The sequence below is a fragment of the Mycolicibacterium neoaurum genome, from assembly GCF_036946495.1.
Classification (GTDB): domain Bacteria; phylum Actinomycetota; class Actinomycetes; order Mycobacteriales; family Mycobacteriaceae; genus Mycobacterium; species Mycobacterium neoaurum_B.
The window spans coordinates 994553-1020018 of the sequence record NZ_JAQIIX010000001.1; the positions used below are offsets into that span (position 1 = coordinate 994553).

Annotated in this window: 25 protein-coding genes; 9 read left to right on the top strand and 16 right to left on the bottom strand. The window is 67.5% G+C overall.

Features of this window, described 5'->3' with window-relative positions; all coding sequences use genetic code 11:
• Positions 1 to 858 (bottom strand): hypothetical protein, encoded by an 858-nt coding sequence (locus PGN27_RS04640; protein ID WP_335325034.1) that lies wholly within the window; start codon positions 856 to 858, stop codon positions 1 to 3.
• 96 nt (positions 859 to 954) lie between these two features.
• On the opposite strand from PGN27_RS04640, the gene PGN27_RS04645 reads away from it, so the two are divergent.
• The gene (locus PGN27_RS04645; protein ID WP_335325035.1) at positions 955 to 2256 is read left to right on the top strand and encodes a glycosyltransferase 87 family protein; all 1302 of its coding nucleotides are present in this window, start codon (positions 955 to 957) and stop codon (positions 2254 to 2256) included.
• 8 nt (positions 2257 to 2264) lie between these two features.
• On the opposite strand, the gene PGN27_RS04650 is transcribed toward PGN27_RS04645, so the two are convergent.
• From PGN27_RS04650 to PGN27_RS04670, 5 genes are all read right to left on the bottom strand, one after another.
• On the bottom strand, positions 2265 to 2987 hold the full coding sequence (locus PGN27_RS04650; protein ID WP_335325036.1) for a lysophospholipid acyltransferase family protein: 723 nt from the start codon (positions 2985 to 2987) through the stop codon (positions 2265 to 2267).
• Positions 2988 to 3086: 99 nt separating this feature from the next.
• The gene (locus PGN27_RS04655) at positions 3087 to 3440 is read right to left on the bottom strand and encodes a hypothetical protein (RefSeq protein ID WP_335325037.1); all 354 of its coding nucleotides are present in this window, start codon (positions 3438 to 3440) and stop codon (positions 3087 to 3089) included.
• Entirely contained in the window at positions 3437 to 4708 is a 1272-nt protein-coding gene (locus PGN27_RS04660) for an ArsA family ATPase (protein ID WP_335325234.1), read from the bottom strand. Before PGN27_RS04660 ends, PGN27_RS04655 begins: the two co-directional genes overlap by 4 nt.
• Positions 4705 to 5148: an SRPBCC family protein gene (locus PGN27_RS04665; protein ID WP_335325038.1), complete on the bottom strand. Its 444-nt coding sequence runs from the start codon at positions 5146 to 5148 to the stop codon at positions 4705 to 4707. The genes PGN27_RS04660 and PGN27_RS04665 overlap by 4 nt, the downstream gene beginning before the upstream one ends.
• A gap of 41 nt (positions 5149 to 5189) precedes the next feature.
• Complete coding sequence (locus tag PGN27_RS04670; protein ID WP_335325235.1) at positions 5190 to 5579, bottom strand: polyketide cyclase / dehydrase and lipid transport; 390 nt, start codon at positions 5577 to 5579, stop codon at positions 5190 to 5192.
• Positions 5580 to 5679: 100 nt separating this feature from the next.
• On the opposite strand from PGN27_RS04670, the gene PGN27_RS04675 reads away from it, so the two are divergent.
• Complete coding sequence (locus tag PGN27_RS04675) at positions 5680 to 7479, top strand: AMP-dependent synthetase/ligase (RefSeq protein WP_335325236.1); 1800 nt, start codon at positions 5680 to 5682, stop codon at positions 7477 to 7479.
• Between the two features lie 13 nt (positions 7480 to 7492).
• On the opposite strand, the gene PGN27_RS04680 is transcribed toward PGN27_RS04675, so the two are convergent.
• The 4 genes from PGN27_RS04680 to PGN27_RS04695 all read right to left on the bottom strand — a co-directional run bounded on the left by PGN27_RS04680 (position 7493) and on the right by PGN27_RS04695 (position 11038).
• Complete coding sequence (locus PGN27_RS04680) at positions 7493 to 8632, bottom strand: glycosyltransferase family 4 protein (protein WP_335325039.1); 1140 nt, start codon at positions 8630 to 8632, stop codon at positions 7493 to 7495.
• Positions 8633 to 8642: 10 nt separating this feature from the next.
• On the bottom strand, positions 8643 to 9551 hold the full coding sequence (locus PGN27_RS04685) for a peptidase (RefSeq protein WP_418888529.1): 909 nt from the start codon (positions 9549 to 9551) through the stop codon (positions 8643 to 8645).
• Positions 9475 to 10608, bottom strand: coding sequence for a peptidoglycan hydrolase RipC (gene ripC, locus PGN27_RS04690; protein ID WP_335325040.1), 1134 nt, complete (start codon positions 10606 to 10608; stop codon positions 9475 to 9477). The genes PGN27_RS04685 and ripC overlap by 77 nt, the downstream gene beginning before the upstream one ends.
• A 154-nt stretch (positions 10609 to 10762) precedes the next feature.
• Positions 10763 to 11038: a hypothetical protein gene (locus PGN27_RS04695; RefSeq protein ID WP_418888530.1), complete on the bottom strand. Its 276-nt coding sequence runs from the start codon at positions 11036 to 11038 to the stop codon at positions 10763 to 10765.
• 132 nt (positions 11039 to 11170) lie between these two features.
• Between PGN27_RS04695 and PGN27_RS04700 the strand changes: the two genes are divergently transcribed.
• Positions 11171 to 12982, top strand: coding sequence for a DEDD exonuclease domain-containing protein (locus PGN27_RS04700; RefSeq protein ID WP_418888531.1), 1812 nt, complete (start codon positions 11171 to 11173; stop codon positions 12980 to 12982).
• On the opposite strand, the gene trpD is transcribed toward PGN27_RS04700, so the two are convergent.
• A complete protein-coding gene (trpD, locus tag PGN27_RS04705; protein WP_335325042.1) occupies positions 12960 to 14045 on the bottom strand; it encodes an anthranilate phosphoribosyltransferase in 1086 nt (361 codons plus the stop codon). The two genes, PGN27_RS04700 and trpD, sit on opposite strands and share 23 nt — an antisense overlap.
• Positions 14046 to 14171: 126 nt before the next feature.
• Between trpD and ctaE the strand changes: the two genes are divergently transcribed.
• The 5 genes from ctaE (at position 14172) to PGN27_RS04730 (ending at position 19133) form a co-directional block, all read left to right on the top strand.
• Positions 14172 to 14783, top strand: a complete 612-nt coding sequence (gene ctaE, locus PGN27_RS04710; RefSeq protein WP_081843494.1) for an aa3-type cytochrome oxidase subunit III — start codon at positions 14172 to 14174, stop codon at positions 14781 to 14783.
• Between the two features lie 32 nt (positions 14784 to 14815).
• Complete coding sequence (gene qcrC / locus PGN27_RS04715; RefSeq protein ID WP_031601586.1) at positions 14816 to 15646, top strand: cytochrome bc1 complex diheme cytochrome c subunit; 831 nt, start codon at positions 14816 to 14818, stop codon at positions 15644 to 15646.
• Complete coding sequence (gene qcrA / locus PGN27_RS04720; protein ID WP_335325043.1) at positions 15643 to 16839, top strand: cytochrome bc1 complex Rieske iron-sulfur subunit; 1197 nt, start codon at positions 15643 to 15645, stop codon at positions 16837 to 16839. The genes qcrC and qcrA overlap by 4 nt, the downstream gene beginning before the upstream one ends.
• On the top strand, positions 16836 to 18482 hold the full coding sequence (gene qcrB / locus PGN27_RS04725; RefSeq protein ID WP_335325044.1) for a cytochrome bc1 complex cytochrome b subunit: 1647 nt from the start codon (positions 16836 to 16838) through the stop codon (positions 18480 to 18482). The genes qcrA and qcrB overlap by 4 nt, the downstream gene beginning before the upstream one ends.
• Before the next feature lie 87 nt (positions 18483 to 18569).
• Positions 18570 to 19133 carry a mycothiol transferase gene (locus PGN27_RS04730; RefSeq protein WP_335325045.1) on the top strand — a complete coding sequence of 188 codons (564 nt, stop codon included), beginning with the start codon at positions 18570 to 18572 and terminating at the stop codon, positions 19131 to 19133.
• A gap of 150 nt (positions 19134 to 19283) precedes the next feature.
• Here the strand turns inward: PGN27_RS04730 and PGN27_RS04735 are convergent, their stop codons facing one another.
• From PGN27_RS04735 to ctaC, 4 genes are all read right to left on the bottom strand, one after another.
• A complete protein-coding gene (locus PGN27_RS04735) occupies positions 19284 to 19949 on the bottom strand; it encodes a DUF2561 family protein (protein ID WP_335325046.1) in 666 nt (221 codons plus the stop codon).
• Positions 19949 to 20770, bottom strand: coding sequence for an MmpS family transport accessory protein (locus PGN27_RS04740; RefSeq protein WP_335325047.1), 822 nt, complete (start codon positions 20768 to 20770; stop codon positions 19949 to 19951). Before PGN27_RS04740 ends, PGN27_RS04735 begins: the two co-directional genes overlap by 1 nt.
• 132 nt (positions 20771 to 20902) lie before the next feature.
• Complete coding sequence (locus tag PGN27_RS04745) at positions 20903 to 21322, bottom strand: cytochrome c oxidase subunit 4 (RefSeq protein ID WP_030136435.1); 420 nt, start codon at positions 21320 to 21322, stop codon at positions 20903 to 20905.
• A 12-nt stretch (positions 21323 to 21334) separates the two neighbouring features.
• The gene (gene ctaC / locus PGN27_RS04750) at positions 21335 to 22375 is read right to left on the bottom strand and encodes an aa3-type cytochrome oxidase subunit II (RefSeq protein ID WP_335325048.1); all 1041 of its coding nucleotides are present in this window, start codon (positions 22373 to 22375) and stop codon (positions 21335 to 21337) included.
• 126 nt (positions 22376 to 22501) lie between these two features.
• On the opposite strand from ctaC, the gene asnB reads away from it, so the two are divergent.
• Positions 22502 to 24433 (top strand): asparagine synthase (glutamine-hydrolyzing), encoded by a 1932-nt coding sequence (gene asnB / locus PGN27_RS04755; protein ID WP_335325049.1) that lies wholly within the window; start codon positions 22502 to 22504, stop codon positions 24431 to 24433.
• On the opposite strand, the gene PGN27_RS04760 is transcribed toward asnB, so the two are convergent.
• Positions 24430 to 25410, bottom strand: coding sequence for a carbohydrate kinase family protein (locus PGN27_RS04760; RefSeq protein WP_335325050.1), 981 nt, complete (start codon positions 25408 to 25410; stop codon positions 24430 to 24432). The two genes, asnB and PGN27_RS04760, sit on opposite strands and share 4 nt — an antisense overlap.
• Between the last annotated feature and the right edge of the window lie 56 nt (positions 25411 to 25466).

The following is a 25466-nucleotide window of genomic DNA, read 5'->3' on the forward strand; positions in this document are numbered from 1 at the left end:
TCAGGCCGCTCCCTGGCTGGGTGCCGGAGCGGCGTGGATCTCGCGGTCCAGTTCCTCGTTGACCAACGCGTCGTCGGGGAAATGCGGCTCGCCGGCCACCACGTGCTGCACCCACAGTTTGGCCTGCACCACGGGCCTGCGCAGGCGTCGTTCCCGTTCCAATGCCTTGTGCATCTTGCGCGGCCTTTTCGTGTAGCGCCAGCGCGCCCACGGCGCATGCGGGCGCGACAGCCGGATCGCCCCGACGAACAGCAGCGGGGTGATGAACATGCCGACCAGACCGGTCCAGACCTTGCCCTTGAGCAGCACCACCACCGCCAGCGCCAGCGTCAGCACGGCCGCGATGATCACCGCGATCCGCGCCTCGATCGAATCATCGGACTGCCAGATGTCGATATCGAAGAAGGACAGCGGACTGAACCCGAGGACCAGCAGACCGGCGACCGCGATGGCCACGAACACCGCGTCCACCGAGGTCCGGCCGTCCTCGGACCAATACACGTCCTGCAGGTGCAGGATCAGGGCGAACTCGTCGAGCACCAGGGCTGCGCCGATACCGAAAAAGACTGCCGCGACGGTGAACTCCGCCACACCCCCGTTCACGGCGAGGGTCACCATGGCCACTCCGGAGACCATCACCAGGATGATGCCGATCACCACGTGATGCAGGTGCACACCGCCGCCGACGGAAAGGTTGCGCGGCTGCCACCATTTGCGCGGCCCATCGGTGCTCGGGTGGCTCCTGATATAGCGCACCACCAGGCGGGTCAGCACGAACGTCATGATGAAGGCGATCAGGCAGCACAGCAGCGGAAGTCGGTCGGCAGGGATGAAGTCCAGCTGCAGATTCGGGGGCACGGCGTTCGAATTTACGCCGATCCAGCGAATTTGCGGGGTATCGGCGGACCTGTCGGGTCCAGCGCGTCGCCGCGCACCGATAGGCTTGGCGGCGACATGAGGATTCAGCGGTCGCCCGATGGGGGCAGTGTGCTCGGGCGGGCCGGAGTCGGCCGGGCCCTCACCGGCGTGTGGGCATGGCGGCTGTTTCAGCTCGTGACGTTGGCCGCGCTGGGTTGGGTCGGCTGGCGCCTGCTCGGCGAGTCCAGTTACCGCATCGATATCGACGTCTACCGCCTCGGCGGACGGGCCTGGCTGGACGGCGTGCCGCTCTATGCCGACAGCACCGAGTTCCAGACCCAGGCCGGGATCGACCTCCCGTTCACCTATCCACCGCTGTCGGCCGTCGCGTTCGCCCCGTTCGCCTGGTTGTCATTGCCCGCGGCGAGCGCCGCCATCACGGTGACCACCATGGTGCTGCTGGTGGTCTCGACGACGATCGTGCTGACCCGGCTGCGCGTCGGTGACAGCTGGCATCGCCGAGCCTGGCTGGCCGGAGCACTTGTCGCGCCCGCGGTGGTGTTCGCCGAGCCGCTGCGGGCAAATCTGGAGTTCGGTCAGATCAACGTGGTGCTCATGACGCTGGTGATCGCCGATTGCGTACCGCGCCGGACCCCGTGGCCGCGCGGGTTGCTGCTCGGGCTGGCCATCGCGGTGAAGCTCACCCCCGCGGTCTTCCTGTTGTACTTCCTGTTGCGCCGGGACATCCGCGCGGTGCTGGTGACGACGGCCTCGGCGGTCGCCGCGACGCTGCTGGGATTCGCGCTGGCCTGGCGGGATTCCTGGGTGTACTGGTTCGAGACACTGCGCGATACCGACCGCATCGGCTCGGCGACGCTGAACACCAACCAGAACATCTCCGGGATGTTGGCCCGGTTCGGTGTCGGCGAGGACACCCGATTCCTGCTGTGGGTCGGATTGTGCTTCGTGGTGCTGGGCTTGACGGTCTGGGCGACCCACCGCGCAGTGCGGGCAGACCCGAACGGCGATACCGCAGTGCTGGGACTTCTCTGCGTGGCGATGTTCGGCTTGGCGGTTTCGCCGGTGTCGTGGTCGCACCACTGGGTCTGGGTTCTGCCCACGGTGCTGGTGACTGCCGTCGTCGGCTATCGTACCCGCACCCTCGCGCTGCTCTTCGTCTCGGCAATCGGTGTCGCGTTGACGGTGTGGACCCCGATCACGCTGATGCCCGCACACAACGAGACCTCGGTCTCGCCGTGGCTGCGGGTCGTCGGCGGGTCCTACCTGTGGTGGGCGCTGGCGGTGATCGTGGTGATCGGTGCGGTGGCCCCGCGGCTGTCCCGGCGCAGCGAGTCGTCCGCCGCACCCGCCGAGGCAGAGATCGCCACGGCGAGCTGACGAGGCGGCTATCCGGCTTTGCGGGTCACCGCGGGCTTGGTCTGCACGTCGACCGACTCGGCCTGCTCCTTGACATCTGCAGCGTAGAGATCGACGTACTCCTGGCCACCGAGACGCATGAGCTCGTACATCACCTCGTCGATGACGGCCCGCTCGATGAAACGGTTACCGGCAAGCCCCTCGAAACGGCTGAAATCCATCGGCTTGCCGAACCGGACCTCGACGCGGCCGAAATGCCACATCTTGGATCCGGGCGGATTGACCACATTGGTTCCGACCATCGCCACCGGGATGACGGGGATGCCGCTTTCGAGAGCGACCCTGGCCAGTCCGGTCTTGCCCTTGTAGAGCCGGCCGTCCGGGGAGCGGGTGCCCTCGGGATACATGCCCAGCAGCTTGCCTTCACCGAGTATGCGCTGCGCGGTCGTCAGCGCGGCCTGCGCGGAGTCGGCATCGGTGCGGTCGATGGGTACCTGGTTGGTCGAGGAGTAGAAGAACTTGGTCAGCTTGCCCTTGAGTCCGGTGCCGGTGAAGTACTCGGCCTTTGCCAGGAAGGTGATGCGTCGCTTGACCACCAGAGGCAAATAGAAGCTGTCGGCCACGGCCAGGTGGTTACTGGCCAGGATCACCGCGCCGGAGTCCGGAACGTATTCCAGCCCTTGCACTTTGGGACGCCCCAAAAAGGACAGCAACGGGCCCATCAAGATGTACTTGTAGAACCAGAACCACATGAGCCCTCCTGCAGCGGCGCCCCACCAGGACGGGGCCGGATCGGACCAACTCTACCCAGCGGACGTGAGTGCGACCACACTAGAGTCGCAGCACCCCATTCAGTCGTCGAGCGTGACAGGGATCTGCTCGTAACGCCCGTTCGTCGGTTGCGCCGGTTCGGGCGTCGGTGGGGGTACATCGGTGGGTGGCCCGGTTTCGGCGACCATCGCACGGATCACCGTGAGCAGGGCGACGCTGTGATCGGCGATCACCGACAGCAGCGGGTGCTGCTCGCCGTTGATCAGCGCGGCCAGCGCACACACGGGGCACCACACCTGCTGACACGCTCCAGCACCGGCACCCTCGGCGGCGGCTCGTGCGGCCATGATCCGCACCGCGGGATCGAGTTTGTCCAGGATGGCCTGGGCCAGTTGGCGCAGTTCTGGCGGAATGTCCGAATGGGTGGGGCTCATGTCGGCCACACCTCCGGATTGGGTCGAAAACGCACGGTCAGCACGCCGGCCCGCAGATTCGCATCGATCACGATGCAGCGCCGCAACACCGATGCCAGCCGCACCCGACGCCGCATACCCCCGGAGCCGATCACAAGGTCGTCGTCGACCCGCCCCAGCCGCAGCGAGCCGGGATCGACCTGCGGCAACTCTAACCGCATCCGATAGACGGCCTCCAAGCCGGACCCCGACTCGCGATCGACGACCGGTCGCAGCGGTCCCGGCGGCGCCGAGCCATCACGGCGACGTGCCGCGTCGAGCAGCTCGCCGAGCGCCTTGGGACCGATCGGCTCACCGGCCAGATGTGGCACCAGCACCAGCGCCACATCGCCGATCGAACGTTCCAGTTCGTCGAGCACGCCGCGCTGCTCGGCGATGCGCTCGGTGTACCAATCGAAGGCCGGGTGCGCGGGCAGGTTCTGATACTCGTAGGAATCATCCTGCAGCAGAACTTGATTCACCAGCAGTTCGGTGACCTTGACACCCATCAATGCCAGCGATCCGAGGGTTCGGGCCGCCTCGGCGGCCACGACCCGCTCCGCGGTCAGCACCAGGTGCGCACCAACCCGGGCATTGTCGGCGAGCAGCGTCGACAGCCGTTCGGTCCCCTCGGCAATCCGCTCCACCAGCATCAGCATCGCCGCCGAACCCAGGTCCGCAGGTGACAGCGACAGCCTGCGGTGCCGTGGCCAGCTGCGCTCAAGATAGAGGTTGAACGTCGCGGGCAGGGTCAGCATCCGCAACGCGTCAGCGGTGGAGGCACAGTCGACCACCACCTCGTCCCAGTGTCCGGAGTCGGCCAGTTCGGCGACCTCGTGCAGACCGAGCACCTCCTGGATCCCCGGCAGGGCGGAAAGTTCTTCCGGGGCAACGCTTCCCAGATCGGAATGCGGGAACCTACCGGCCAGCACGCCGGCGATCTCTCGCCACCGCGCCTCAAGCAGGGACAGGGTGTCCAAGGCCAGCGCATCGAGGGAGCCGCCCACATCGGTGGGCCCGGCATCCAGATCGGTCAGGACGCGGGTGGTTGTGCGCGTGCCGGTCGGTTCGACGGCAACTCCGAGCACATCACCGGTCGAGTGCGCCTGATCGGTGGACACGATCAACACCCGCGCCCCGCTCCGGGCAGCACGCACCGCGGTGGCCGTGGCCAACGTCGATTTGCCTACCCCTCCCTTGCCGACGAACAGGCAGATCCGGGCGGGTTCGGCGGTGCCATCTGCACTCAGTTCACTGCCACCTCGACTCGCTTCTTGAGGTCCTTGAGCGCAGTGTCGGTGAGCCGCCGCTCGGCCTTGCGTTTGAGCAGTCCGATCATGGGGATCATCAGGTCAACGGAGAGCTCATAGGTCACGTCGGTACCAGAACCCTTGGGCGCCAATCGATATGCGCCTTCCAGCGCACGCAACAACGAACTGGACACCAGCGTCCAGGTGACGGATTTGCGATCGGCGGGCCACTGATAGGTCAGCACCATGGTGTCCTTGAGCACCGCGGCGTCGAGCATCAGCCGGGCCGTCTTCGGGTTGCCGGCGTCGTCGCGCTCGAGCACCTCGGCTTCCTTGTACTCGGCAACCCACTCCGGGTACGAGCTGATATCCGCGATGACGTCCATCACCGTCGAGGGATCGGCCGCGATATGGATGGTCTGCGCCGTCTTCTCCGCCACGACCAGAAATCTACCCTCACCCACATAGGGCGGCTCACCCCTCAGGCCAGCCGCGACACTCCCACCGGCCGGTCGGCCTCCAGCCGAGCCTTGACCTCGAAGGACATCTTCTTGCCCGCCACCCGGCGCGCATGGTTCAGCGCAGCGAGATTCATCCGGGCCAGGTCGTGGCCGGTGACACCGGTGGGCTCGGCATGCAGGAAGTAGTGCAGCAGAACGCCGTCCATCATGGGCTCCAGCCACACCTCCATGGTGCCGGTCAACGCGCCGGCGACCGTCCAGCGCTGACCTGCGGGGCCGCGGTCCTCGACCACGGTGAGTACGAGATCCGGCCACCACCGCCGCCAGCTGGACGCATCGGCGACGGCGCGACCGACCTCGGCGGGATCGGCACACACAAAGGTCTCATCGGCGATCTGGACGCTGTTCATGGCCACCTAGCTTCACATACGCCCTGCCGCAGGTGTGACACAGGCGACTAGGCTTACCGGCTAGTAACCACCCATCCCAGGACCCGAGGTGCCCAGAATCGTGCGTGAGTTCTCCGTTCCGGCTTCGTTCGAGATCGCCGAATACGACAGCGTCGTCAGCTCGGTCTACACCCATGAACGCGACGATCCCGACCACGTCATCCTGCAACGACAGGTCGACGGCGCCTGGACCGACGTCACCTGCGCCCAGGCCGCGAAGCAGATCCGGTCGGTGGCTCTCGGCCTGATCGCCCATGATGTCGCCCCGGGCGACCGGGTGGCCATCCTGTCGGCCACCCGTTACGAATGGGCGATCATCGACTTCGCGATCCTGTCCGTCGGTGCGGTCACCGTCCCGATCTATGAGACCTCCTCCCCCGAGCAGATCAAGCACGTGCTCAAGGATTCGGGTGCGGTGCTGGTGTTCGCCGAGACGGCGGCGCACGCCGAGCGCGTGGAGCACCAGGCCGACGAGCTTCCCGGGGTACGCGCGGTGCTGCGCATCGACAATCCCGATGCCCCGGCCCTGCAGGTCCTCGCCGAGGCCGGAAAGGATGTCGACCCCGGTCTGCTCGACGCCCGCGTCGCCGCCGTCAAATCCAGCGATCCCGCCACGCTGATCTACACCTCGGGCACCACCGGTCTGCCCAAGGGTTGCCAGCTGACGCATTCCAACCTGCTCTACGAGATCCGCGGCGCCAAGGCCGCCTTCCCGACACTGCTGCGCAAGGGCGAACGCCTGTTGGTGTTCCTGCCACTGGCGCACGTGCTGGCCCGCGCCATCACCATCGCCGCGTTCGCCAACAAGGTGACCCTCGGCTTCACCAGCGATATCAAGAATCTGGTGCCGATGTTCGGGGTGTTCAAGCCGACCCTGGTGGTGTCGGTCCCGCGGGTGTTCGAGAAGGTCTACAACACCGCCGAGCAGAACGCGCGCAACGACGGCAAGGGCCGCATCTTCGAGATCGCCGCCGATACCGCCATCGAGTACAGCAAGGCCCAGGACAGCAGCGGCGGCCCCGGGTTGGTGCTGCGGCTCAAGCACGCGGTGTTCGACAAGCTGGTCTACGGCAAGCTGCGCGCCGCGCTCGGCGGCAACTGTCATGCCGCCATCTCCGGCGGGGCACCGCTGGGCGCCCGGCTCGGACACTTCTACCGTGGCGTCGGATTGACCATCTACGAGGGTTACGGCCTCACCGAGAGCAGCGCCGCCGTCACCGCCAACCAGGTCGGCGACATGTTGGTCGGTTCGGTCGGAAAGCTGTTGCCCGGCAACAGCATGCGTCTGGCCGACGATGACGAGCTGCTGCTCAAAGGCGGTGTGGTCTTCAGCGGCTACTGGAACAACGAGCAGGCCACCGCGGACGCGTTCACCGACGGCTGGTTCCACACCGGCGATCTGGGCGCCATCGACGCCAACGGATTCCTGACGATCATCGGCCGCAAGAAGGAGATCATCGTCACCGCAGGCGGTAAGAACGTGGCTCCCGCGGTGCTGGAGGACCGGCTGCGGGCGCACCCGCTGATCAGCCAGGCCATGGCCGTCGGCGACGCCCAGCCGTTCATCGCCGCGTTGATCACCATCGATCCCGAGGCCTTCGAGGGGTGGAAGGACCGCAATGGCAAGGGTGCGTCGGCCACCGTCGCCGACCTGACCGAGGACCCGGACCTGATCGCCGAGGTGGAGTTGGCGGTCAAGGATGCCAACCAGGTGGTCTCCAAGGCGGAGGCCATCCGGACCTTCCGCATCCTGCCGGTCGACTTCACCGAGGACACCGGCGAGCTGACGCCCACGCTGAAGGTCAAGCGCAAGGTGGTCGTCGAGAAGTTCGCCGCACAGATCGCGGCGATCTACAGCTGAGCCAGGCGCGGCGTCAGCCGAGGAACCGGGTGAGCCGGGCGCCCTGGGTGTGCCACTGCCAGTTGGCCACCACCCAGTCACGCCCGGCCGCACCCATCCGGGCCGCGGTCCTCGGGTCGGCCAGTAGATCCCCGACCGCGGTGGCGATGGCGTCCACATCGGTGCCGTCGACGACCCAGCCGGTCTCACCGTCGCGGACCGTCTCGGGGGCACCGCCGGACCGCCCGGCCACCACCGGCACCCCGCTGGCGGAGGCCTCGAGGTAGACGATGCCGAGCCCCTCGACATCCAGACCGGCGCCGCGGGTGCGGCACGGCATGGCGAAGACATCGGCCATCGCATGATGGGCCGCCAGTTCAGCCGCCGGCACCCCGCCGGTGAAGATCACGTCCTCGGTCACGCCGACCCGACGCGCCAACTTCTCCAGGTCCGCGCGATACGGACCGCCGCCGACGATCACCAGCGCCGCGCCGGGAACCCGACGGCGGATCTGGTCGAATGCGCGGATCAGCATGTCCTGCCCCTTGCGCGGTACCAGCCGCGACAGGCACAGCACCACGGGCCGACCACCCAATCCGTACCGGGCCCGCAGTTCGGCGCGCGCGACGCTGTCGGGGGCGAACCGATCGATGTCCACACCCGGGGACAACCGCTCCAGACACGCGCGAGGACCGAACGCGGCGGCGAATCGGGCGCGGGTGTAGTCGCTGACGTAGGTCACCACGTCGGCGTCCTCCCCGATGCGGCGCAGAGCCGAACGCGCCACCGGGAGCATCGACCACCCCACCTCGTGGCCATGGGTGCTGGCCACGATGCGACCCGCTCCGGCCCGGCGGGCCAACGGTCCCAGCAGTGCCAGTGGGGCCGCCGCACCGAACCACACCGTGTCGATGGCGTGTTCGTCGATCAGATCGCGCATCCGGCCGGCCACCGTCGGCTCGGGCAGCATCAGCGTGCTGCGGTGGCGTACGACGCGGTATCCGGCATCGGCCGCCCGCCGGTCGTATTCGGCGCAGTCCTTCCACGTCGGCGCATACACCGTGAGGTCATGTGTCCCGGCGTGGAGCAGTTCGCCGACGAACGCCTCCAGGTAGGACTGGATACCACCGCGGCGCGGCGGAAAGTCGTTGGTCAGCAACAGGACCCGGGTCATCGGGCCCACGTTATCGGGTCAACCAGGCACGCCACTGCGCCACCACCTCATCCAGATCGGCGCCAAGGGTCTCCCGCACGGCGGTCGCTGCGTCGGGATGCCCGGCCCCGCAGGCCCGCAGGTAGAGCGCTTTGAGCGCCGGGGCACCGTACCGCTCGGCGACGAACCGGCTGAACCACCAGGCCCGGTCGTAGGCGTCCGAACGCGCAGGCCCGGCGGTCTGCAGGTCGGCATCCGTGGGCAGCTGCGCCAGTCGCGCGCCACCTGGCGGTGGCGGTTGGGCCGGGCGACCGACGTAGTCCGCGACCCCCTCGGTCAACCACAGTGGAGCACTGGCGACCGTCTGTGCACGCGCCGCATAGTGGAACAGCTCGTGGCGGACCACGATGCGCAGCGCAGTGGCGCCCATATCGGCGGCGCCGGGAGCGAACACCATGCCCTCGGCGGTGGTGGCGGCGGCGACATCTCCGCTGCCGTGGGCGAGCACCCGGAACTGCTCATCCGATTCGGTCACCACGACGACGATCTCGCGGGGCCAGTCCGGTCCCCAGAATGCGGTGACGGCATCCACCGCGCCGGGCAACTCCACCGCGATCCGATCGATCAGCGGCTGACTGCGCGGACCACCGACTCCGCGTAGCGCGCCGGTGCGGCCGTCAGGCAACGCAATCGACGTCGTACCGGCTGTCGCCGCCGACGTAGCAATGGTCGAGACGGTGGCGTCAGAACCGACCGGTGCCGGTGGCGACGCAGTCTGGCAACCGGCGAGCAGCACCGCGCCGGCAACGGCAACGATGGCAAGGCGAGTAGCGGGGGCGCCGCGACGAACGAGCTTCAGCTGATCAGTACCGGCGCACGTTGTAGATGGGGGCGTTGTTGACCGGGGCAACCACGACGGGCTGGCCGAAGGTGGAGGCATGCACCATCATGCCGTTGCCGATGTAGATCCCGACATGCGAGGCGTCGGAGTAGTAGGAGACGACGTCACCGGGCTGCATCTGATCGGTGGACACCGGTTGACCACCGGCGGCCAGGGCGTAGCTGGAGTGCGGCAGCGATATACCCGCCTGACCGAAGGCCCACTTGACCAGACCGGAGCAGTCGAAGGCTCCGGGGCCCTCGGCACCCCACGAATACGGCGAACCGATCCGCGTCAAGGCGGCCTGCACGGCGACCGAGCCACCGCCGGAACCCGGCGCGGCGGCCGGCGGGGCGATATCACCTGGCGGGATACCCGCGGGCGGTGCTGCCAGCACACCGGGATCGTCTGCGGGCAACGGTGCCGGGGCGGGAGGCACGACACCCTCGGGGACCGGTGGGATCGCGGCCAGGGTCTCGCGCTGGGCGGGGGTGAGCCGCTCGTACTGCGACTTGACGATGGCGATCTCGACCTGCAGCTTGCTTTGCTTGGATTGCAGATCGGCGCGCACCGCGGCAGCCTGCTCGGCGGCGGTCTTGGCATCGGCTGCCGAGCGCGCCGAGGCGGATTCGGCCTGTGCGGCCAGCGCGCTGGTCTGCTTGAAGTTCTGCATCTGGGCCGACATCTCGGTGGCCATCACTCGCTGCACGGCGAGCTGGTCGATGAGCACCTGCGGCGAGCTCGCCGTCAGCATGGCGTCCAGCCCATCGGTGCGGCCACCCATGTACTGCGCGGCAGCAATGTTGTTGACCGAGGTCTGGAACTTTGCCAGGTCGGCCTTCGCGGCATCGGCGGCGGCGAGGTCGGCGTTGTGCTTTTCTTCGGCGGCGGCCTGCGCCGCCAGCTTCTCGTCGAGATCGAGCTGCGCGGCATGCATGTTCTCGGTGGCGATCTCGGCCTGATGAGACAACTCGTTCAGCTTTGCCAGCGCGTCCTCGGCGGGGTCGGCATGCACGCCGGTCGCCAGCGATCCACCGAGGATGGTCAGGCCCGTCAACGCACCGATGAGGGCTCGCTTTACGCCACGCTTACGCCGGTCCGAGAAATCAGGCCTCAAGGTATTGCGTCCTTACAACTGCGAGTCAGCCGCGACGAACTACTGTTAGGTCTCGAACAGGTTACGAAACGGCATCGGGCTTGTCCAACGGAGGGCGTGAATTCAACAGGCTCACGGGATTAACTTTTTGCTTCCCGTGGTTCATCACGTGTCATCACGCCACACCAGTTCTACCATCCGGGGCACCGGGGCGACGGATCGGAACCAGCCGCAGCCGCGGTGCCAAACCGACATCGGCCAACACCTCCAGCGCCTGACGTTCGTCATCCAGCAAAGTTTCCGGAACTCCGAGCAACACGCTGACCACGCAGTCCCGGCACCCCGGCCCGCGCACGGCGCAGTCATCGCAGTCGATGGTCACCGAGCCGTCCGCAGGCATCTGTGCAGCACCGGTGAATTCCTCGAAATCCTCACCCATCGGGTGTGTCATGGCGGTCCGTCCTTATCTGCGCCGGGCCGTCCGGCGATTCCCCCGCACCGTAACGACGGGTACCGACACGCCCCGCCGACCGAGCGTTCACACCGGGCTCGGATGTCACCGCCCACGGTTACCGTCACCGTTGTGCCGCAGCTGAGCTTCGCCGACCTCGACGGTTCGGCCGACGGTTGGGCCGACCCGCTCGCCGATCCGGAAGCCGGTATCGCACTGGCCGACACGACCTTCGTGGTGGTCGACCTGGAGACCACCGGCGGCAGCCGCGACAACGACGCCATCACCGAGATCGGTGCGGTCAAGATTCGCGGCGGTGCCGTGCTCGGGGAGCTGGCCACGCTCGTCGACCCCGGCCGTGCCATCCCGCCGCAGATCGTCGAGCTGACCGGAATCACCACCGCGATGGTGCGCGACGCCCCGACGATCCACACGGTGCTCCCGGCCTTCCTGGAATTCTCCCGCGGCGCGGTCCTGGTCGCCCACAACGCCGGTTTCGATATCGGTTTCCTGCGGGCCGCCGCGCAACGCCAGGGACTGACCTGGCCGCGGCCGCAGGTGCTGTGCACGGTGAAACTCGCCCGCCGCGTGCTGACCCGCGACGAGGCGCCCAGCGTGAAGCTCTCCGCGCTGGCGCGGCTGTTCGGCGCCTCGACCACCCCGACCCACCGGGCCCTCGACGATGCCAGGGCCACGGTCGACGTGCTGCACGGCCTGATCGAGCGCGTCGGCAACCAGGGTGTGCACACCTACGCCGAACTGCGCGGTTACCTACCCGACAAGAGTGCACCGCAACGCCGCAAACGCCATCTGGCCCAAGGGATTCCGAGCACCCCGGGGGTCTATCTGTTCCGCGGGCCCGCCGATGAGGTGCTCTACGTGGGCACCGCGGTCAACCTCCGCCGTCGCGTCGGTCAGTACTTCACCGGTGCCGATCCGCGCACCCGGATGAAGGAGATGGTGGCGCTGGCCACCCGCGTCGACCATGTGGAGTGCGCGCACCAGCTGGAGGCGGGCGTGCGCGAACTGCGGCTGCTGGCAGCCCATGCCCCGCCCTACAACCGGCGGTCGAAATTCCCGCGCAAATGGTGGTGGATCACCCTGACCGACGAGGCCTTCCCCCGGTTGTCGGTGGTCCGCCGCCCGCGCGGTCCCCGCGCCCTGGGTCCGTTCACCGCCCGGGCCGATGCCGTCGACACCGCCGAGGTGCTGGCCCGCGGGGCCGGTCTGCGCACCTGCACGGCCCGCCTGTCCCGCAGCGCGCCGCACACCTGCGCCGAACGCGAGCTCGCCCCCTGCCCCGCCGCGCCCGGCGTGGACATGGCCGGCTACGCAGACGCCGCGCGCCGGGCGGCCGATCTGATAGACGGCGCCGACCACAGCGTCATCGCCCATGTCATCGATCTGATCGAGGAGCTGGCCGGCCAACACCGCTATGAAACCGCGGCCCGGTTGCGCGATCACACCGCGACCGCGGTCGAGAAGATCGCTCGCGGACAACAATTGCGCGCGCTTGCCGACGTCGATCAGATCGTGGCGGCACAACCGGACGGCCAGGGCGGCTGGCATCTCGCGGTGATCCGGCACGGCCAGCTCGCCTCGGCCGGGTGCGCCCCCCGCGGTATTCCGCCGATGCCGGTGGTCGAGGCCATCACCGCTGCCGCCCAGACGATCCTGCGCGAGGACGCTCCGCTGGGCGGGGCGTTGGTCGAAGAGACGGGGCTGATCGCCCGCTGGCTGACCACCCCGGGTGTGCGCATCGTGACCGCCGAACCCGGCTACGCCTCACCGATCGGATCCGCCTCACACTGGGCCGGATGGGCAGCCCGGGCGCGCACCGCGCAGCTGGCGGCGAGCAGACCCGACACCGATCTGCTCGACGATCGCTACGGCGTGCATCCGCCGCGCCGTGCGGACCGGGCTAGCCTGCGGCCTTCTGGGTGAACCGCACCCAGTTGGCCAGCAGCCGCTCGGCCGCCCCGGAGTCGATGGACTCGGCGGCCCGGGCCAGCGCGGACTCCCACGACGGTGTCCACTGCGCATCGCTGGTCAGTCCGGCATGGGCGACCATCGCACCGGCAGCGTTGAGGATCACCGCATCGCGCACCGGACCCTGAGCACCGCCGAGCACCGCACGCACCGACGCGGCGTTGGCCTCGGCATCACCGCCGACGAGCTCGCTGAGATCAGCCCGCTGGAAACCGAATGCAGCGGGGTCCAGCGTCAGCCGGTCGACCGTGCCCGCCTGTACCCGCCAGATGGTGCTGGTGGTCGTCGTGGTCAGCTCGTCGAGACCGTCGTCGCCGTGCACCACCAGTGCGCTGGCGCCACGGGCGGCGAAGACGCCGGCCATCACCTCGGCCAGATCACCCCATGCGCAGCCGAACAGTCCGGCGCGCGGCGCGGCCGGGTTGGTCAACGGACCGAGCAGATTGAAGACCGTCGGTACGCCGATCTCACGTCGGACCACCGAGGCGTGCCGATAGGACGGATGGAACTGCGGCGCGAAGGCGAAGGCGATACCGACCTCGGCGACGCTGCGGGCCACCTCGTCGGGTCCCAGATCGATGCGCACGCCCAGCGCCTCGAGGGTGTCGGCACCACCGGACAGCGACGAGGCCGCGCGGTTGCCGTGTTTGACCACCGGGATGCCGGAGGCCGCGGTGACGATGGACGCCATCGTCGACAGATTCACCGTGTTGGCGCCGTCGCCGCCGGTGCCGACGATGTCCACGGCGTCGGCCGCCCGGTCGCCGATCAGCCCGGCCGGGATGCGCCGGGCGTGCTTGAGCATGGTGTCGGCCAGCTCGGTCACCTCCGCCGACGTCGGCCGCTTCATCCGCATCGCGACCGCGAAGCCGGAGATCTGTGCCGGGGTGGCCGAGCCCGTCATGATCTGATCCATGGCCCACGCCGACTGGCCGCGCAGCAGATCCTGATGAGTGGTGAGCCGACCCAGGATCAGCGGCCAGGTCGGGTTGTCGGAGACGTTCTCAGCGGATGACACGCCGTGATGTTATCGCCCGTGCATGCACCGTTATCCGGCCGTCACCAGTGGTGCACCGCCTCGGGTTTGAGGCCAATTGTGAACCCGGCTGGTGTTCGTCAACTACAAAGCGTCATACTTGCACCTGTGACGAGCGCTGTTGGGACCTCGGGGACCGCGATTACCTCCCGCGTACATTCGCTGAACAGGCCGAATATGGTCAGTGTCGGCACCATCGTGTGGCTTTCCAGTGAGCTGATGTTCTTTGCTGGGCTGTTCGCGATGTATTTCACCGCGCGGGCTCAGGCACAGGGTGCATGGCCGCCCGAGCCGACCGAGCTGAATCTGTGGTTGGCCGTACCGGTCACCGCAGTGCTGGTCGCCTCCTCCTTCACCTGCCAGATGGGTGTGTTCGCCGCCGAGCGCGGTGACGTCTTCGGCCTGCGCCGCTGGTACGTCATCACCTTCCTGATGGGCCTGTTCTTCGTGCTCGGCCAGGGCTACGAGTACATCCACCTGGTGGAGCACGGCACCACGATCCCGGGCAGTGCCTACGGGTCGGTGTTCTACCTAGCCACCGGCTTCCACGGCCTGCACGTCATCGGCGGTCTGGTCGCCTTCGTCTTCCTGCTGATCCGTACCCGGATGAGCAAGTTCACACCCGCACAGGCCACCGCCGCGATCGTCGTGTCGTACTACTGGCACTTCGTCGACATCGTGTGGATCGCGCTGTTCGCAGTCATCTACTTCGTACGGTGACCGGCTCGCCGATGCGTCCGTTGACCTCAAAGATGAGAAGGGGATCGATGTCGTCCACCAAGTCCCGCCGTCGGTTCCGACGCCGCGTATCGGCAGCGTTGCTGCTGCTGCTCGGGCTGTCGGCAGCCGGTGTAGTCGCCGCAACGCTGACGCCGACACCTCAGGTGGCGGTGGCCGACGAATCGCAGTCGGCGCTGCTGCGCACCGGTAAGCAGCTGTTCGACACCTCGTGCATCAGCTGCCACGGCGCGAACCTGCAGGGTGTCACCGACCGCGGACCCAGCCTGATCGGCACCGGTGAGGCGGCCGTGTACTTCCAGGTCTCCACCGGCCGCATGCCCGCGATGCGTGGCGAGGCGCAGGCCCCGCGCAAGGACCCGGTCTTCGACGAGCATCAGATCGACGCCCTGGGCGCCTACGTCCAGGCCAACGGCGGCGGACCCATCGTCCCGCGCGAGGCCAACGGCCAGATCGCCGACGAGTCCCTGCTGGCCGGCGATGTCGCCCGCGGTGGCGACCTGTTCCGGTTGAACTGCGCCTCCTGCCACAACTTCACCGGCAAGGGCGGAGCCCTGTCCTCCGGTAAGTACGCCCCCGACCTCGGTGAGGCCGCGAAGGTCCCCGCGCAGGTGTACACCGCGATGCTCACCGGACCCCAGAACATGCCGAAGTTCTCGGATCGTCAGCTCACCCCCGAGGAAAAGGCCGACATCGTCACGTACGTGGTCGAGGCGGCCAACACCCCGGATCCGGGCGGCTACGGTCTCGGCGGCTTCGGCCCCACCACTGAAGGCATGGCCATCTGGATCATCGGGATCGTGGCCGCAGTCGGCATCACGATGTGGATCGGAGCTCGTGCATGAGCGCGAACATCAAAGGTAGTGACACCTCCGGCGGGCCCGTTCCCGGCCAGCCGAGTGACGAGGAACTGGCGAAGATGTCCCGCGAGGAGCTGCTCGAACTGGGCGGCAAGCTCGACGGTGTCGAGATCGTCTACAAGGAGCCGCGCTGGCCGGTCGAGGGCACCAAGGCCGAGAAGCGGGCCTCCCGCACCGTCGCCTACTGGTTGTTGCTCGGTGGCTTTTCCGGCCTGGCCCTGCTGTTGGTCTTCCTGTTCTGGCCGTGGGAGTACGTCCCCTACGGCGGCGAGGGCGAACGCCTCTACACGCTGGCCACTCCGCTCTACGGCCTGACCTTCGGTCTGTCGATCCTGGCCATCGGAGTCGGCGCGGTGCTCTTCCAAAAGAAGTTCATCCCCGAAGAGATCACCATCCAGGACCGTCACGACGGTGCCTCGGCAGAGATTCATCGCAAGACCATCGTCGCGAACCTGACCGATGCACTCGAGGGCTCGACGATCAAGCGTCGCAAGCTGATCGGCCTGTCGGCCGGTATCGGCCTCGGCGCGTTCGGTCTCGGCACCCTGGTGGCCTTCATGGGCGGCCTGATCAAGAACCCGTGGAAGCCGGTCGTGCCGACCGCCGAGGGTAAGAAGGCCGTGCTGTGGACCTCCGGCTGGACCCCGCGCTACGAGGGCGAGACCATCTACGTGGCCCGCGCGACCGGTCTCCCCGGCGAGTCGGCGTTCGTCAAGATGCGTCCCGAGGACATCGACGCCGGCGGCATGGAGACCGTGTTCCCGTGGCGTGAGTCCGACGGCGACGGCACCACCGTCGAATCGGCTCACCACCTGTTCGAGATCGCCATGGGCGTCCGCAACCCGGTGATGCTCATCCGCATCAAGCCGCAGGACATGCCGCGCGTGGTCAAGCGGCAGGGCCAGGAGAGCTTCAACTTCGGTGAGCTGTTCGCCTACACGAAGGTCTGCTCGCACCTGGGCTGCCCGTCGTCGCTGTACGAGCAGCAGACCTACCGGATCCTGTGCCCGTGCCACCAGTCGCAGTTCGACGCCTTGCACTTCGCGCGCCCGATCTTCGGCCCCGCTGCCCGAGCCTTGGCGCAGCTTCCTATTACCATCGACAAGGACGGCTATCTGGTCGCCAACGGCGACTTCATCGAACCCGTCGGACCGGCATTCTGGGAGCGGAAATCATGAGTCCCAAGCTCGCTGATATCGCAGCCGCACAAGGTGATGCGATCGATTCCCGCTATCACCCCTCGGAGGCGGTGCGGCGCGGAGTCCTGAACAAGGTCTTCCCCACCCACTGGTCCTTCCTGCTGGGTGAGATCGCGCTGTACAGCTTCATCATCCTGCTGATCACCGGTGTGTGGCTGACGCTGTTCTTCGATCCGTCGATGGCACACGTCACCTACGACGGCGTCTACCAGCCGTTGCGCGGTATCCAGATGTCGCGGGCCTACGAGTCGGCGCTGGAGATCAGCTTCGAGGTCCGCGGCGGCCTGTTCGTCCGGCAGGTCCACCACTGGGCGGCACTGCTGTTCGCGGCGTCGATCATGGTGCACCTGGCACGCATCTTCTTCACCGGTGCGTTCCGCAGGCCACGCGAGGCGAACTGGGTCATCGGCTCGCTGCTGCTGATCCTGGCGATGTTCGAGGGTTACTTCGGCTACTCGCTGCCCGACGACCTGCTGTCCGGCACCGGCCTGCGCGCCGCCTTCTCCTCGATCACCCTGGGTATGCCGGTCATCGGAACCTGGCTGCACTGGGCGCTGTTCGGCGGCGACTTCCCCGGCGAGATCATCATCCCGCGCCTGTACGCCCTGCACATCCTGCTGATCCCGGGCATCATGCTCGCGCTCATCGGCGTGCACATGGCGCTGGTGTGGTTCCAGAAGCACACCCAGTTCCCCGGCCCCGGCCGCACCGAGAAGAACGTCGTCGGCGTGCGCGTCATGCCGGTGTTCGCGGTCAAGTCCGGTGCGTTCTTCGCGATGATCACCGGCCTGCTGGGCCTGATGGGCGGTCTGCTGCAGATCAACCCGATCTGGGTGCTCGGCCCGTACAAGCCCTCGCAGATCTCGGCGGGTAGCCAGCCGGACTTCTACATGATGTGGACCGACGGTCTGGCCCGTACCTGGCCGGCGTGGGAGTTCTACATCGGCAACTACACCATCCCGCAGTCGGTGTGGGTCGCCATGGGCATGGGCCTGGTGTTCGTGCTGCTGATGGCCTACCCGTTCATCGAGAAGAAGCTCACCGGCGACGATGCGCACCACAACCTGTTGCAGCGTCCGCGTGACGCTCCGACACGGACCGCTGTGGGTGCCGCGGCGATCTCCTTCTACATCCTGCTGACCTTCATGTGCATGAACGACATCATCGCGCTGAAGTTCCACATCTCGCTGAACGCGACGACGTGGATCGGCCGTATCGGCATGGTCGTGCTGCCGATGATCGTCTACTACATCACCTACCGGTGGGCGATCAGCTTGCAGCGCAGTGACCGTGCGGTGCTTGAGCACGGTATCGAGACGGGCATCATCACCCGCCTCCCGCACGGCGCCTACATCGAGCTGCACCAGCCGCTCGGCCCGGTCGACGAGCACGGACACCCGATTCCGCTGGAGTACCAGGGTGCCGCGCTGCCGAAGCGGATGAACAAGCTCGGGTCCGCGGGCTCGCCGGGCACCGGCAGCTTCCTAAAGGCAGACCCGATCGAGGAGCACGAAGCCCTGACCGAGGCGGCCCACGCCGCCGAGCACCGGGCGCTCGCGGTGCTCAGCAAGAGCCAGGGCACCAACGGCTCGAACGGGAACGGCTCGAACGGGCACCACTAGCAGTTGACCGAGAAAGGCCCGCGCAGTCTGGCTGCGCGGGCCTTTTTCGTGTCCCCACTCCCCTACCCCGCGGCTAATCTGAGCCTCATGTCCATCGACCCGCCGTGGGAGCCACCCCTGTCCGGCTCAGAGGAACAACATCTTCTGGGCGCACTGGACCGGCTGCGGTACACGTTCCGGTGGAAGGCCGACGGCCTGGACGCCGCCGGGCTGAACACCCGAATCGGGGCATCGACGCTCACCCTCGGCGGGTTGCTCAAGCACCTGGCCCGCGCCGAGGCCCAGCGGTTCGGCCCGGGTCTGGACGATTCGGCCATGGGAGAGCCCTGGGATAGCGCCGATTGGGATGCCGACCTGGACTGGGATTTCACCTCCGCCGCGCAGGACTCTCCGGCCCGGCTGTATGCGCTGTGGGACGATACCGTCGAACGGTCCCGGACCAGGCTCACGGCGGCGCTGGCCGACGGTGGCCTGGATCAGCCGGTGAGCATCGTCTGGTCCGACGGCCGCCGGGCGAGCCTGCGCCGCAGCGTGTGCGATCTGGTCGAGGAGTACGGCAGACATACCGGGCATGCCGATCTGCTGCGTGAGGCCGTCGACGGCCTGGTCGGCGAGGATCCACCGCCGGGTTGGCGCCCGGGTATCGGTTAGGACCTACGTGTGTTCAGTCGGAACAGCACCGACCGCGGCCACGCTGCATTCAGGTAGCTCTGACGGCCGAATCCCCTACCCCAGTTCAGCTTCGGCAGCTGACCGGCCGGCACGACTGAAGCCAGGGATACGCGCGTGGACCCGGAAACCTCAGGCCGCGGGTGTACCCAGCCCCAGCACCGCGCGCAGTTCGCGCAGGAAGAACCACGGCAGCGCCGGCATGGCCAGGGTGACCAGTCCGGCAATGATGAAGAGCGCGATCGCCCCGGTCTCGTTGTCGCCGGCAAGCAGGTAGGTCGCGACGGCCACCGCCAGCGTGCCCGCGCCCACCGCGGCGAGCACTCCCGCCGTGCAGCGCAGGTACACCTGTTCCACCACCGCGGGCAGCGCGCCGGCGCGCACGGCGGTCTCGGTACCGCCGATCGGCGTCTCGGCGGCGCGGCGCCGGCCCGGCCGGGGTGTGATCGCGGCGATGTCCTCGGACACCGAACCTCCGGCGGGGGTGAAGCTGCGCACCGGTCGCTCACTGCTCTGTTTACGGGCCCGGATCAACAGCGGGATCGCCACCGCGATGACCACGGCGGACACGCCGATGACGGTGTAGAGCACCCACGGCGTCTCCGAACCGGAGGCCTCGGCGAGCCCGGCGCGTACGGTGCCGCGCCCACTGCCGAGGTCGACCAGCCGCACCACCGCCGCGACGGACACGCCGAGGGCGGCCAGCCACACTGCGGCGCACACCCCGACCAGGATGCGGTCCAGATCGGGCGGACCCGACAGCGTCCGAGACGTCCTCGGTGTCGTGATATCCGGCATCAGCAGCTCGTCTGCGCGGCGTTGCCGGTATTGGAGGACAGGACCGTCCCGTCACTGGTGGTGATGGAGCAGTTCAGCCGGCTCACCAGGAACAGGCTGGACGCTTGCACCGAGCCCACCTCCGATTGCGATATCGGGGTCACCGTGAGTGACCAGGGAATATAGACATTGCGCTGGGTGCGACTGCGCCCGGACGCGTCGATGTAGGTGACGGTGATGATGTCACCGGGTGCCTTGGTGCCGGTCACCGAATAGGTGACTTGCCGCGGTCCGGCGGGGCGCGTCGTCGTCGGTGGCGGCGGGGGCGGCGCCTCGCTGGTGGCCGGCGGGGGCGCGGGCTCCTCGGCCGGCGGCGGAGGGGGCGGGGGCGGCGGCTCCTGGGTCACCGTCACGGTCTCCGGCGGCGGGGGTGGTGGGGCCTCGGTGGTCGGCGGTGGTGGTGGGGGTGGCGGCGGAGGCGTGGTCGTGGTGATCGCATCCTGCACCGGCGGCGCCGTCGTGGTGGACGTCGTCGGGTTCGCCATGTTGTCGCTGTCGGTACGGGTCACCAACAGGGCGACGGAGGCGACGAGGGAGATGGCAGCGACGATCGCGACGACGCCCACCACCCAGGGCCACCGCGGCGGCCGGTCATCCTCGGGATCCAGTGGCGCATAGTTGTCGTAGTCGTAGAGCGCGGGATCCGGCGGAACGTACGGAGCGCTGACGAACTGCTCGGATTCGGGGGCGGAATACGCACGCGAATGGATATCGGTCTCGTCGGACCGGGACGTCTTATCCCTGTCCCCGCCCGAAGACTCCGGTCCTGACGGCCCGCTCATCTGCAACTAAACCTCGGCCTATCCTTCTCGACTGCTGCCTCGGCAAGATTACCCAACACCGTGGCCGTGCGGACCGGGCCGACACGGCACGCCGACGAACTGACGCACGGTTGTGACCTGGCCGAAGGTGGGTCAGTGCTTCTCGGGACCGGTGTAGTACTCGAAGACCAGGCCGGCGGCCGAGGCCAGCACGAAGCAGATGCCTGCGACGATCAGCCACGGCAGCCACAGTGCGGCACCGACGGCGGCGGTGGAGAAGGACAGCGCGATCAGGATCGGCCACCAGCTGTGCGGGCTGTAGAAGCCCAACTCGCCGGCACCGTCACTGATTTCGGCGTCCTCGTAATCCTCGGGCCGGGTGTCCAGGCGACGTGCCACGAAGCGGAAGAACGTGCCGGTGATGAGTGTCAGACCGGTGGACAGCACCAGCGCGGTGGTACCGGCCCACTCGATGCCGCCGGTGGCGAACAGCGCGGTCAGCACTGCGTACACCACCGAGGCGAGCACGAAGAATCCGGTCAGGAATTCGAACAGCCGGGCTTCGATATGCATGCGTCGTCGTCCTTACTTGCTCGCCTGCGCGGGTGCACCGACCTGCTCACCGCGGCGGGTGTCGAACGGGAAGGTGGTGGTGGCCAGCGGATCCTGACCGATGGCCTGCAACGCCTGGGCGTTGGTGGCCTCCGGATTGGCCTCCCGATACTCCAGGTAGGCCTTGAAGTCGTTGGGCTCCACGACACGAACCTCGAAGTTCATCATCGCGTGGTAGGTGCCGCACATCTCGGTGCACCGTCCGACGAAGGCTCCGGTCTGCTCGATCTCGCTGACCTGGAACACGTTGTCGGAGTTGTTCTCCTTGGGGTTGGGCAGCACGTCCCGCTTGAACAGGAACTCGGGCACCCAGAAGCCGTGGATCACGTCGGCCGAAGAGATGATGAACTCGATGCGCTTGCCCTTGGGCAACACCAGGACCGGGATCTCGGTGCTGGTACCGATGGTCTCGATCTTGTTGAAGTTCAGGTAGCTGCGGTCTTCGCTGTTCTTGCCTGCCAACGGACCGACACGCTCGATACCGTGCTCGTCGACACCCTCGGGCACCGACCGCATGGCTTCCTTGCGCGCATTGTCGACGCCGTCGTAATCCATGGTGCCGTCGGCGAAGTCGACCTTCTGGTAGCCGAACTTCCAGTTCCACTGGAAGGCGGTGACGTCGACGACGACCTCGGGGTTGGGATCCTTGTGCAGCATCCGCTCCTGCACCACGACGGTGAAGTAGAAGAGCACCGAGATGATCAGGAACGGCACCACGGTGAGCACGAGCTCCAACGGCATGTTGTAGCCGAACTGACGGGGCAGCTCGGTATCGGTCGCCTTCTTCCGGTGGAAGACGCTGGTCCAGAAGATCAGCGCCCACACGATGCCGCCGACGACGAACGAGGCGATGACCGACCACACCCACAGGTCGCGGTTCAACCGCGCCTCCGGGGTGATGCCCTGCGGCCAGCCGAGTCCGAAGATCTCCTGGTAGCTGCAGCCGCTCAGCAGGATGGCCGTACCACCCAAAACCAATGACAACGCCACCAAACGGGCCCCGCGAGCGGTCACGTTGGCGCCTCCTAGATGAAGTCGGTGAACCGCAGCGCGGTCGGTCAAACTTGGCGAATACTACGCAGCGTAGACCACGCCTGCCGGGTCGAGCGAAGCGACTGCACGATTCGGCATACTGGCGCGGTGTGCGGACTGCTGGCGTATCTGACCGACCCGACCGTTCAGACCACTCCGATGCTGGTCGAGGCGGTTTCGGGGGCCTCGCATCTGATGCGTCACCGTGGCCCCGACGAACCAGGAACATGGTCCGACGAGGATGTCGTGTTGGGTTTCAACCGGCTGTCGATCATCGATATCGCGCACAGTCATCAGCCACTGCGCTGGGGGCCCGCAGAGGCCCCGGATCGCTACGCGCTGGTGTTCAACGGCGAGATCTACAACTACCTGGAGTTGCGGGAGGCGCTGCGCGAGGAGTTCGGCGCGGTCTTCCACACCGATGGTGACGGCGAGGCGATCGTCGCCGGTTTCCATCACTGGGGCACCGACGTTCTGAATCGGCTGCGCGGCATGTTCGCCTTCGCGCTCTGGGACACCCAGACCGCCGAGTTGCTGTGCGCACGGGATCCCTTCGGCATCAAACCGCTCTACATGGCGACCGGGCCGGGTGGAACGGTGGTCGGCAGCGAGAAGAAGTGCCTGATCGATCTCGCCCCCACCGCCGGGCTGGATCTCGATATCGACGAGCGGGCCGTGCAACACTACACGGTGCTGCAGTACGTTCCCGAGCCCGAGACGCTGCACCGCGGGATCCGCCGGCTGGAGTCGGGCAGCTACGCCGTCATCCGGCCGGGGCGGGCTCCGGTGGTCAGCCGCTACTTCCGTCCGCGGTTCGCCGCGGTGCCCTTCGTCGAGGGCGCCGAGCAGGCCCGCTACGACGAGATCACCGCGGTCCTGGAGGACTCCGTCGCCAAGCACATGCGCGCCGATGTGACGGTCGGCGCCTTCCTGTCCGGCGGTATCGATTCGACGGCCATCGCGGCGCTGGCGATGCGGCACAACCCGCGGCTGATCACCTTCACCACCGGTTTCGAGCGCGAGGGGTTCTCCGAGGTCGACGTCGCCGTCGAGTCGGCGAAGGCGATCGGGGCACGCCACGTGACCAAGGTGGTCAGCGCCGAGGAGTTCGTCGCCGCATTGCCCGAGATCGTCTGGTACCTCGACGAGCCGGTGGCCGATCCCGCGCTGATACCGCTGTTCTTCATCGCCCGCGAGGCCCGCAAGCATGTGAAGGTGGTGCTCTCCGGCGAGGGCGCCGACGAGCTCTTCGGCGGCTATACCATCTACCGGGAGCCGTTGTCGCTCAAGGCGTTCGATTACATCCCGCGGCCGTTGCGGCGGTCGCTGGGCAAGGCGTCCCGGCCGCTGCCGGAGGGCATGCGGGGCAAGAGCCTGCTGCACCGGGGTTCGATGACGCTGGAGCAGCGCTACTACGGCAACGCCCGCAGCTTCTCCGATGAGCAGTTGCGCGCCACCCTGCCCGGGTTCCGGCCCGACTGGACCCACACCGACGTGACCGCGCAGCTGTACGCCGAATCGGCGGGCTGGGATCCGGTGGCGCGCATGCAGCACATCGACCTGTTCACCTGGTTGCGCGGCGACATCCTGGTCAAGGCCGACAAGATGACCATGGCCAACTCATTGGAGCTCCGGGTTCCGTTCCTGGACCCCGAGGTGTTCAAGGTGGCCTCCCGGCTGCCCTACGACCAAAAGATCACCCGCACCACCACCAAGTACGCGCTACGCCGCGCGCTGGAGCCGATCGTGCCCGCACATGTGCTCAACCGGCCCAAGCTGGGTTTCCCGGTGCCGATCCGGCACTGGCTCAAGACCGGACCGCTGCTGGACTGGGCCCAGCACACCATCGAGACATCGCAGGCAGGCGATCTGGTCGATCTGGCGGCGGTGCGCACCATGCTCGACGATCATCGCGCCGGATCCGGCGATCACAGCCGCCGGTTGTGGACGGTGCTGATCTTCATGCTGTGGCACGCCATCTTCGTCGAGGGCACGGTGTCACCACAGATCAGCGAGCCGACCTACCCGGTGCAGCTCTAGGCGACGCCGATCGCGGCACCGATCTCGGCGGCGGCCTCGGCTCCGTAGGCCTCGGAGATGCGGGCCACCGCGGAGTCGCGGTCCCAGGTCCACTCCTGCGGGCCGGTGGCTTCCAGTACCAGCGTGGCCACCAGCGAGGCCAGCTGCGCCGACCGTTCCAGGCTCAGCCCGGCGGAACGGCCGGTCAGGAACCCGGCACGGAATGCGTCGCCGATGCCGGTCGGGTCGGCCTGGTGGGTTTCCGGGACGATACCGACGTGCACGAACGTGCCGTCGCTGCCGACGATGTCGACACCCTTGTCCCCCAGGGTCGTGACGCGCATCTTGATCTGCCCCATGACCTGGGCCTCGGACAGTCCCGACTTCTGCAGCAGCAGATCCCACTCGTAGTCGTTGGTGAACAGGTAGGTCGCACCGTCGATCAGGCGACGGATCTGCTCACCGTCGAGGCGGGCCAGCTGCTGGGAGGGGTCGGCGGCGAACGGCAGACCCAATTCGCGGCACTGGTCGGTGTGGCGGAACATGGCGTCCGGGTCGTTGGCGCCGACGATCACCAGTTCCGGCGCACCGCTGCGCTCGACGAGTTCGGCCAGGTCGATGTTGCGGGCCTCGGACATCGCACCCGGGTAGAACGACGCGATCTGGGCCATCGCCTCGTCGGTGGTGCAGACGAACCGCGCGGTGTACGCGTTCTCCGAGATCAGCACGTTCTCGGTGTTGACGCCGTGGTCGTCGAGCCACTGACGGTACTCACCGAAATCCTGGCCCGCCGCGCCGACGAGGGCGACGTCACCGCCGAGCACGCCGATCGCGAAGGCCATGTTGCCCGCGACACCGCCGCGGTGCATGACCAGGTCGTCGACCAGGAAACTCAGCGACACCTTCTGCAGGTGATCCGGCAGCAGCTGCTCGGAGAACTTGCCGGGAAACTTCATCAGATGGTCGGTCGCAATGGATCCGGTCACCGCAATGGTCACGAAAAAACGCCCTTCGAAAGTCATCAAGTTGGCTAGGCGCACCTTACAGACGCGGG

What these genes read in the sequence shown, in the direction of transcription:
- PGN27_RS04680 (WP_335325039.1), bottom strand. Translation starts at nt 8,632, where the DNA reads ATGACCCGGGTCCTGTTGCTGACCAACGACTTTCCGCCGCGCCGCGGT.
- PGN27_RS04655 (WP_335325037.1), bottom strand. Translation starts at nt 3,440, where the DNA reads ATGAGCCCCACCCATTCGGACATTCCGCCAGAACTGCGCCAACTGGCC.
- PGN27_RS04645 (WP_335325035.1), top strand. Translation starts at nt 955, where the DNA reads ATGAGGATTCAGCGGTCGCCCGATGGGGGCAGTGTGCTCGGGCGGGCC.
- PGN27_RS04685 (WP_418888529.1), bottom strand. Translation starts at nt 9,551, where the DNA reads ATGCCTCCACCTTCGGCCAGCCCGTCGTGGTTGCCCCGGTCAACAACG.
- PGN27_RS04735 (WP_335325046.1), bottom strand. Translation starts at nt 19,949, where the DNA reads ATGCCGGATATCACGACACCGAGGACGTCTCGGACGCTGTCGGGTCCG.
- PGN27_RS04745 (WP_030136435.1), bottom strand. Translation starts at nt 21,322, where the DNA reads ATGCATATCGAAGCCCGGCTGTTCGAATTCCTGACCGGATTCTTCGTG.
- PGN27_RS04740 (WP_335325047.1), bottom strand. Translation starts at nt 20,770, where the DNA reads ATGAGCGGGCCGTCAGGACCGGAGTCTTCGGGCGGGGACAGGGATAAG.
- PGN27_RS04695 (WP_418888530.1), bottom strand. Translation starts at nt 11,038, where the DNA reads ATGACACACCCGATGGGTGAGGATTTCGAGGAATTCACCGGTGCTGCA.
- PGN27_RS04730 (WP_335325045.1), top strand. Translation starts at nt 18,570, where the DNA reads ATGTCCATCGACCCGCCGTGGGAGCCACCCCTGTCCGGCTCAGAGGAA.
- qcrB (WP_335325044.1), top strand. Translation starts at nt 16,836, where the DNA reads ATGAGTCCCAAGCTCGCTGATATCGCAGCCGCACAAGGTGATGCGATC.
- PGN27_RS04670 (WP_335325235.1), bottom strand. Translation starts at nt 5,579, where the DNA reads ATGAACAGCGTCCAGATCGCCGATGAGACCTTTGTGTGTGCCGATCCC.
- qcrC (WP_031601586.1), top strand. Translation starts at nt 14,816, where the DNA reads ATGAGAAGGGGATCGATGTCGTCCACCAAGTCCCGCCGTCGGTTCCGA.
- qcrA (WP_335325043.1), top strand. Translation starts at nt 15,643, where the DNA reads ATGAGCGCGAACATCAAAGGTAGTGACACCTCCGGCGGGCCCGTTCCC.
- PGN27_RS04650 (WP_335325036.1), bottom strand. Translation starts at nt 2,987, where the DNA reads ATGTGGTTCTGGTTCTACAAGTACATCTTGATGGGCCCGTTGCTGTCC.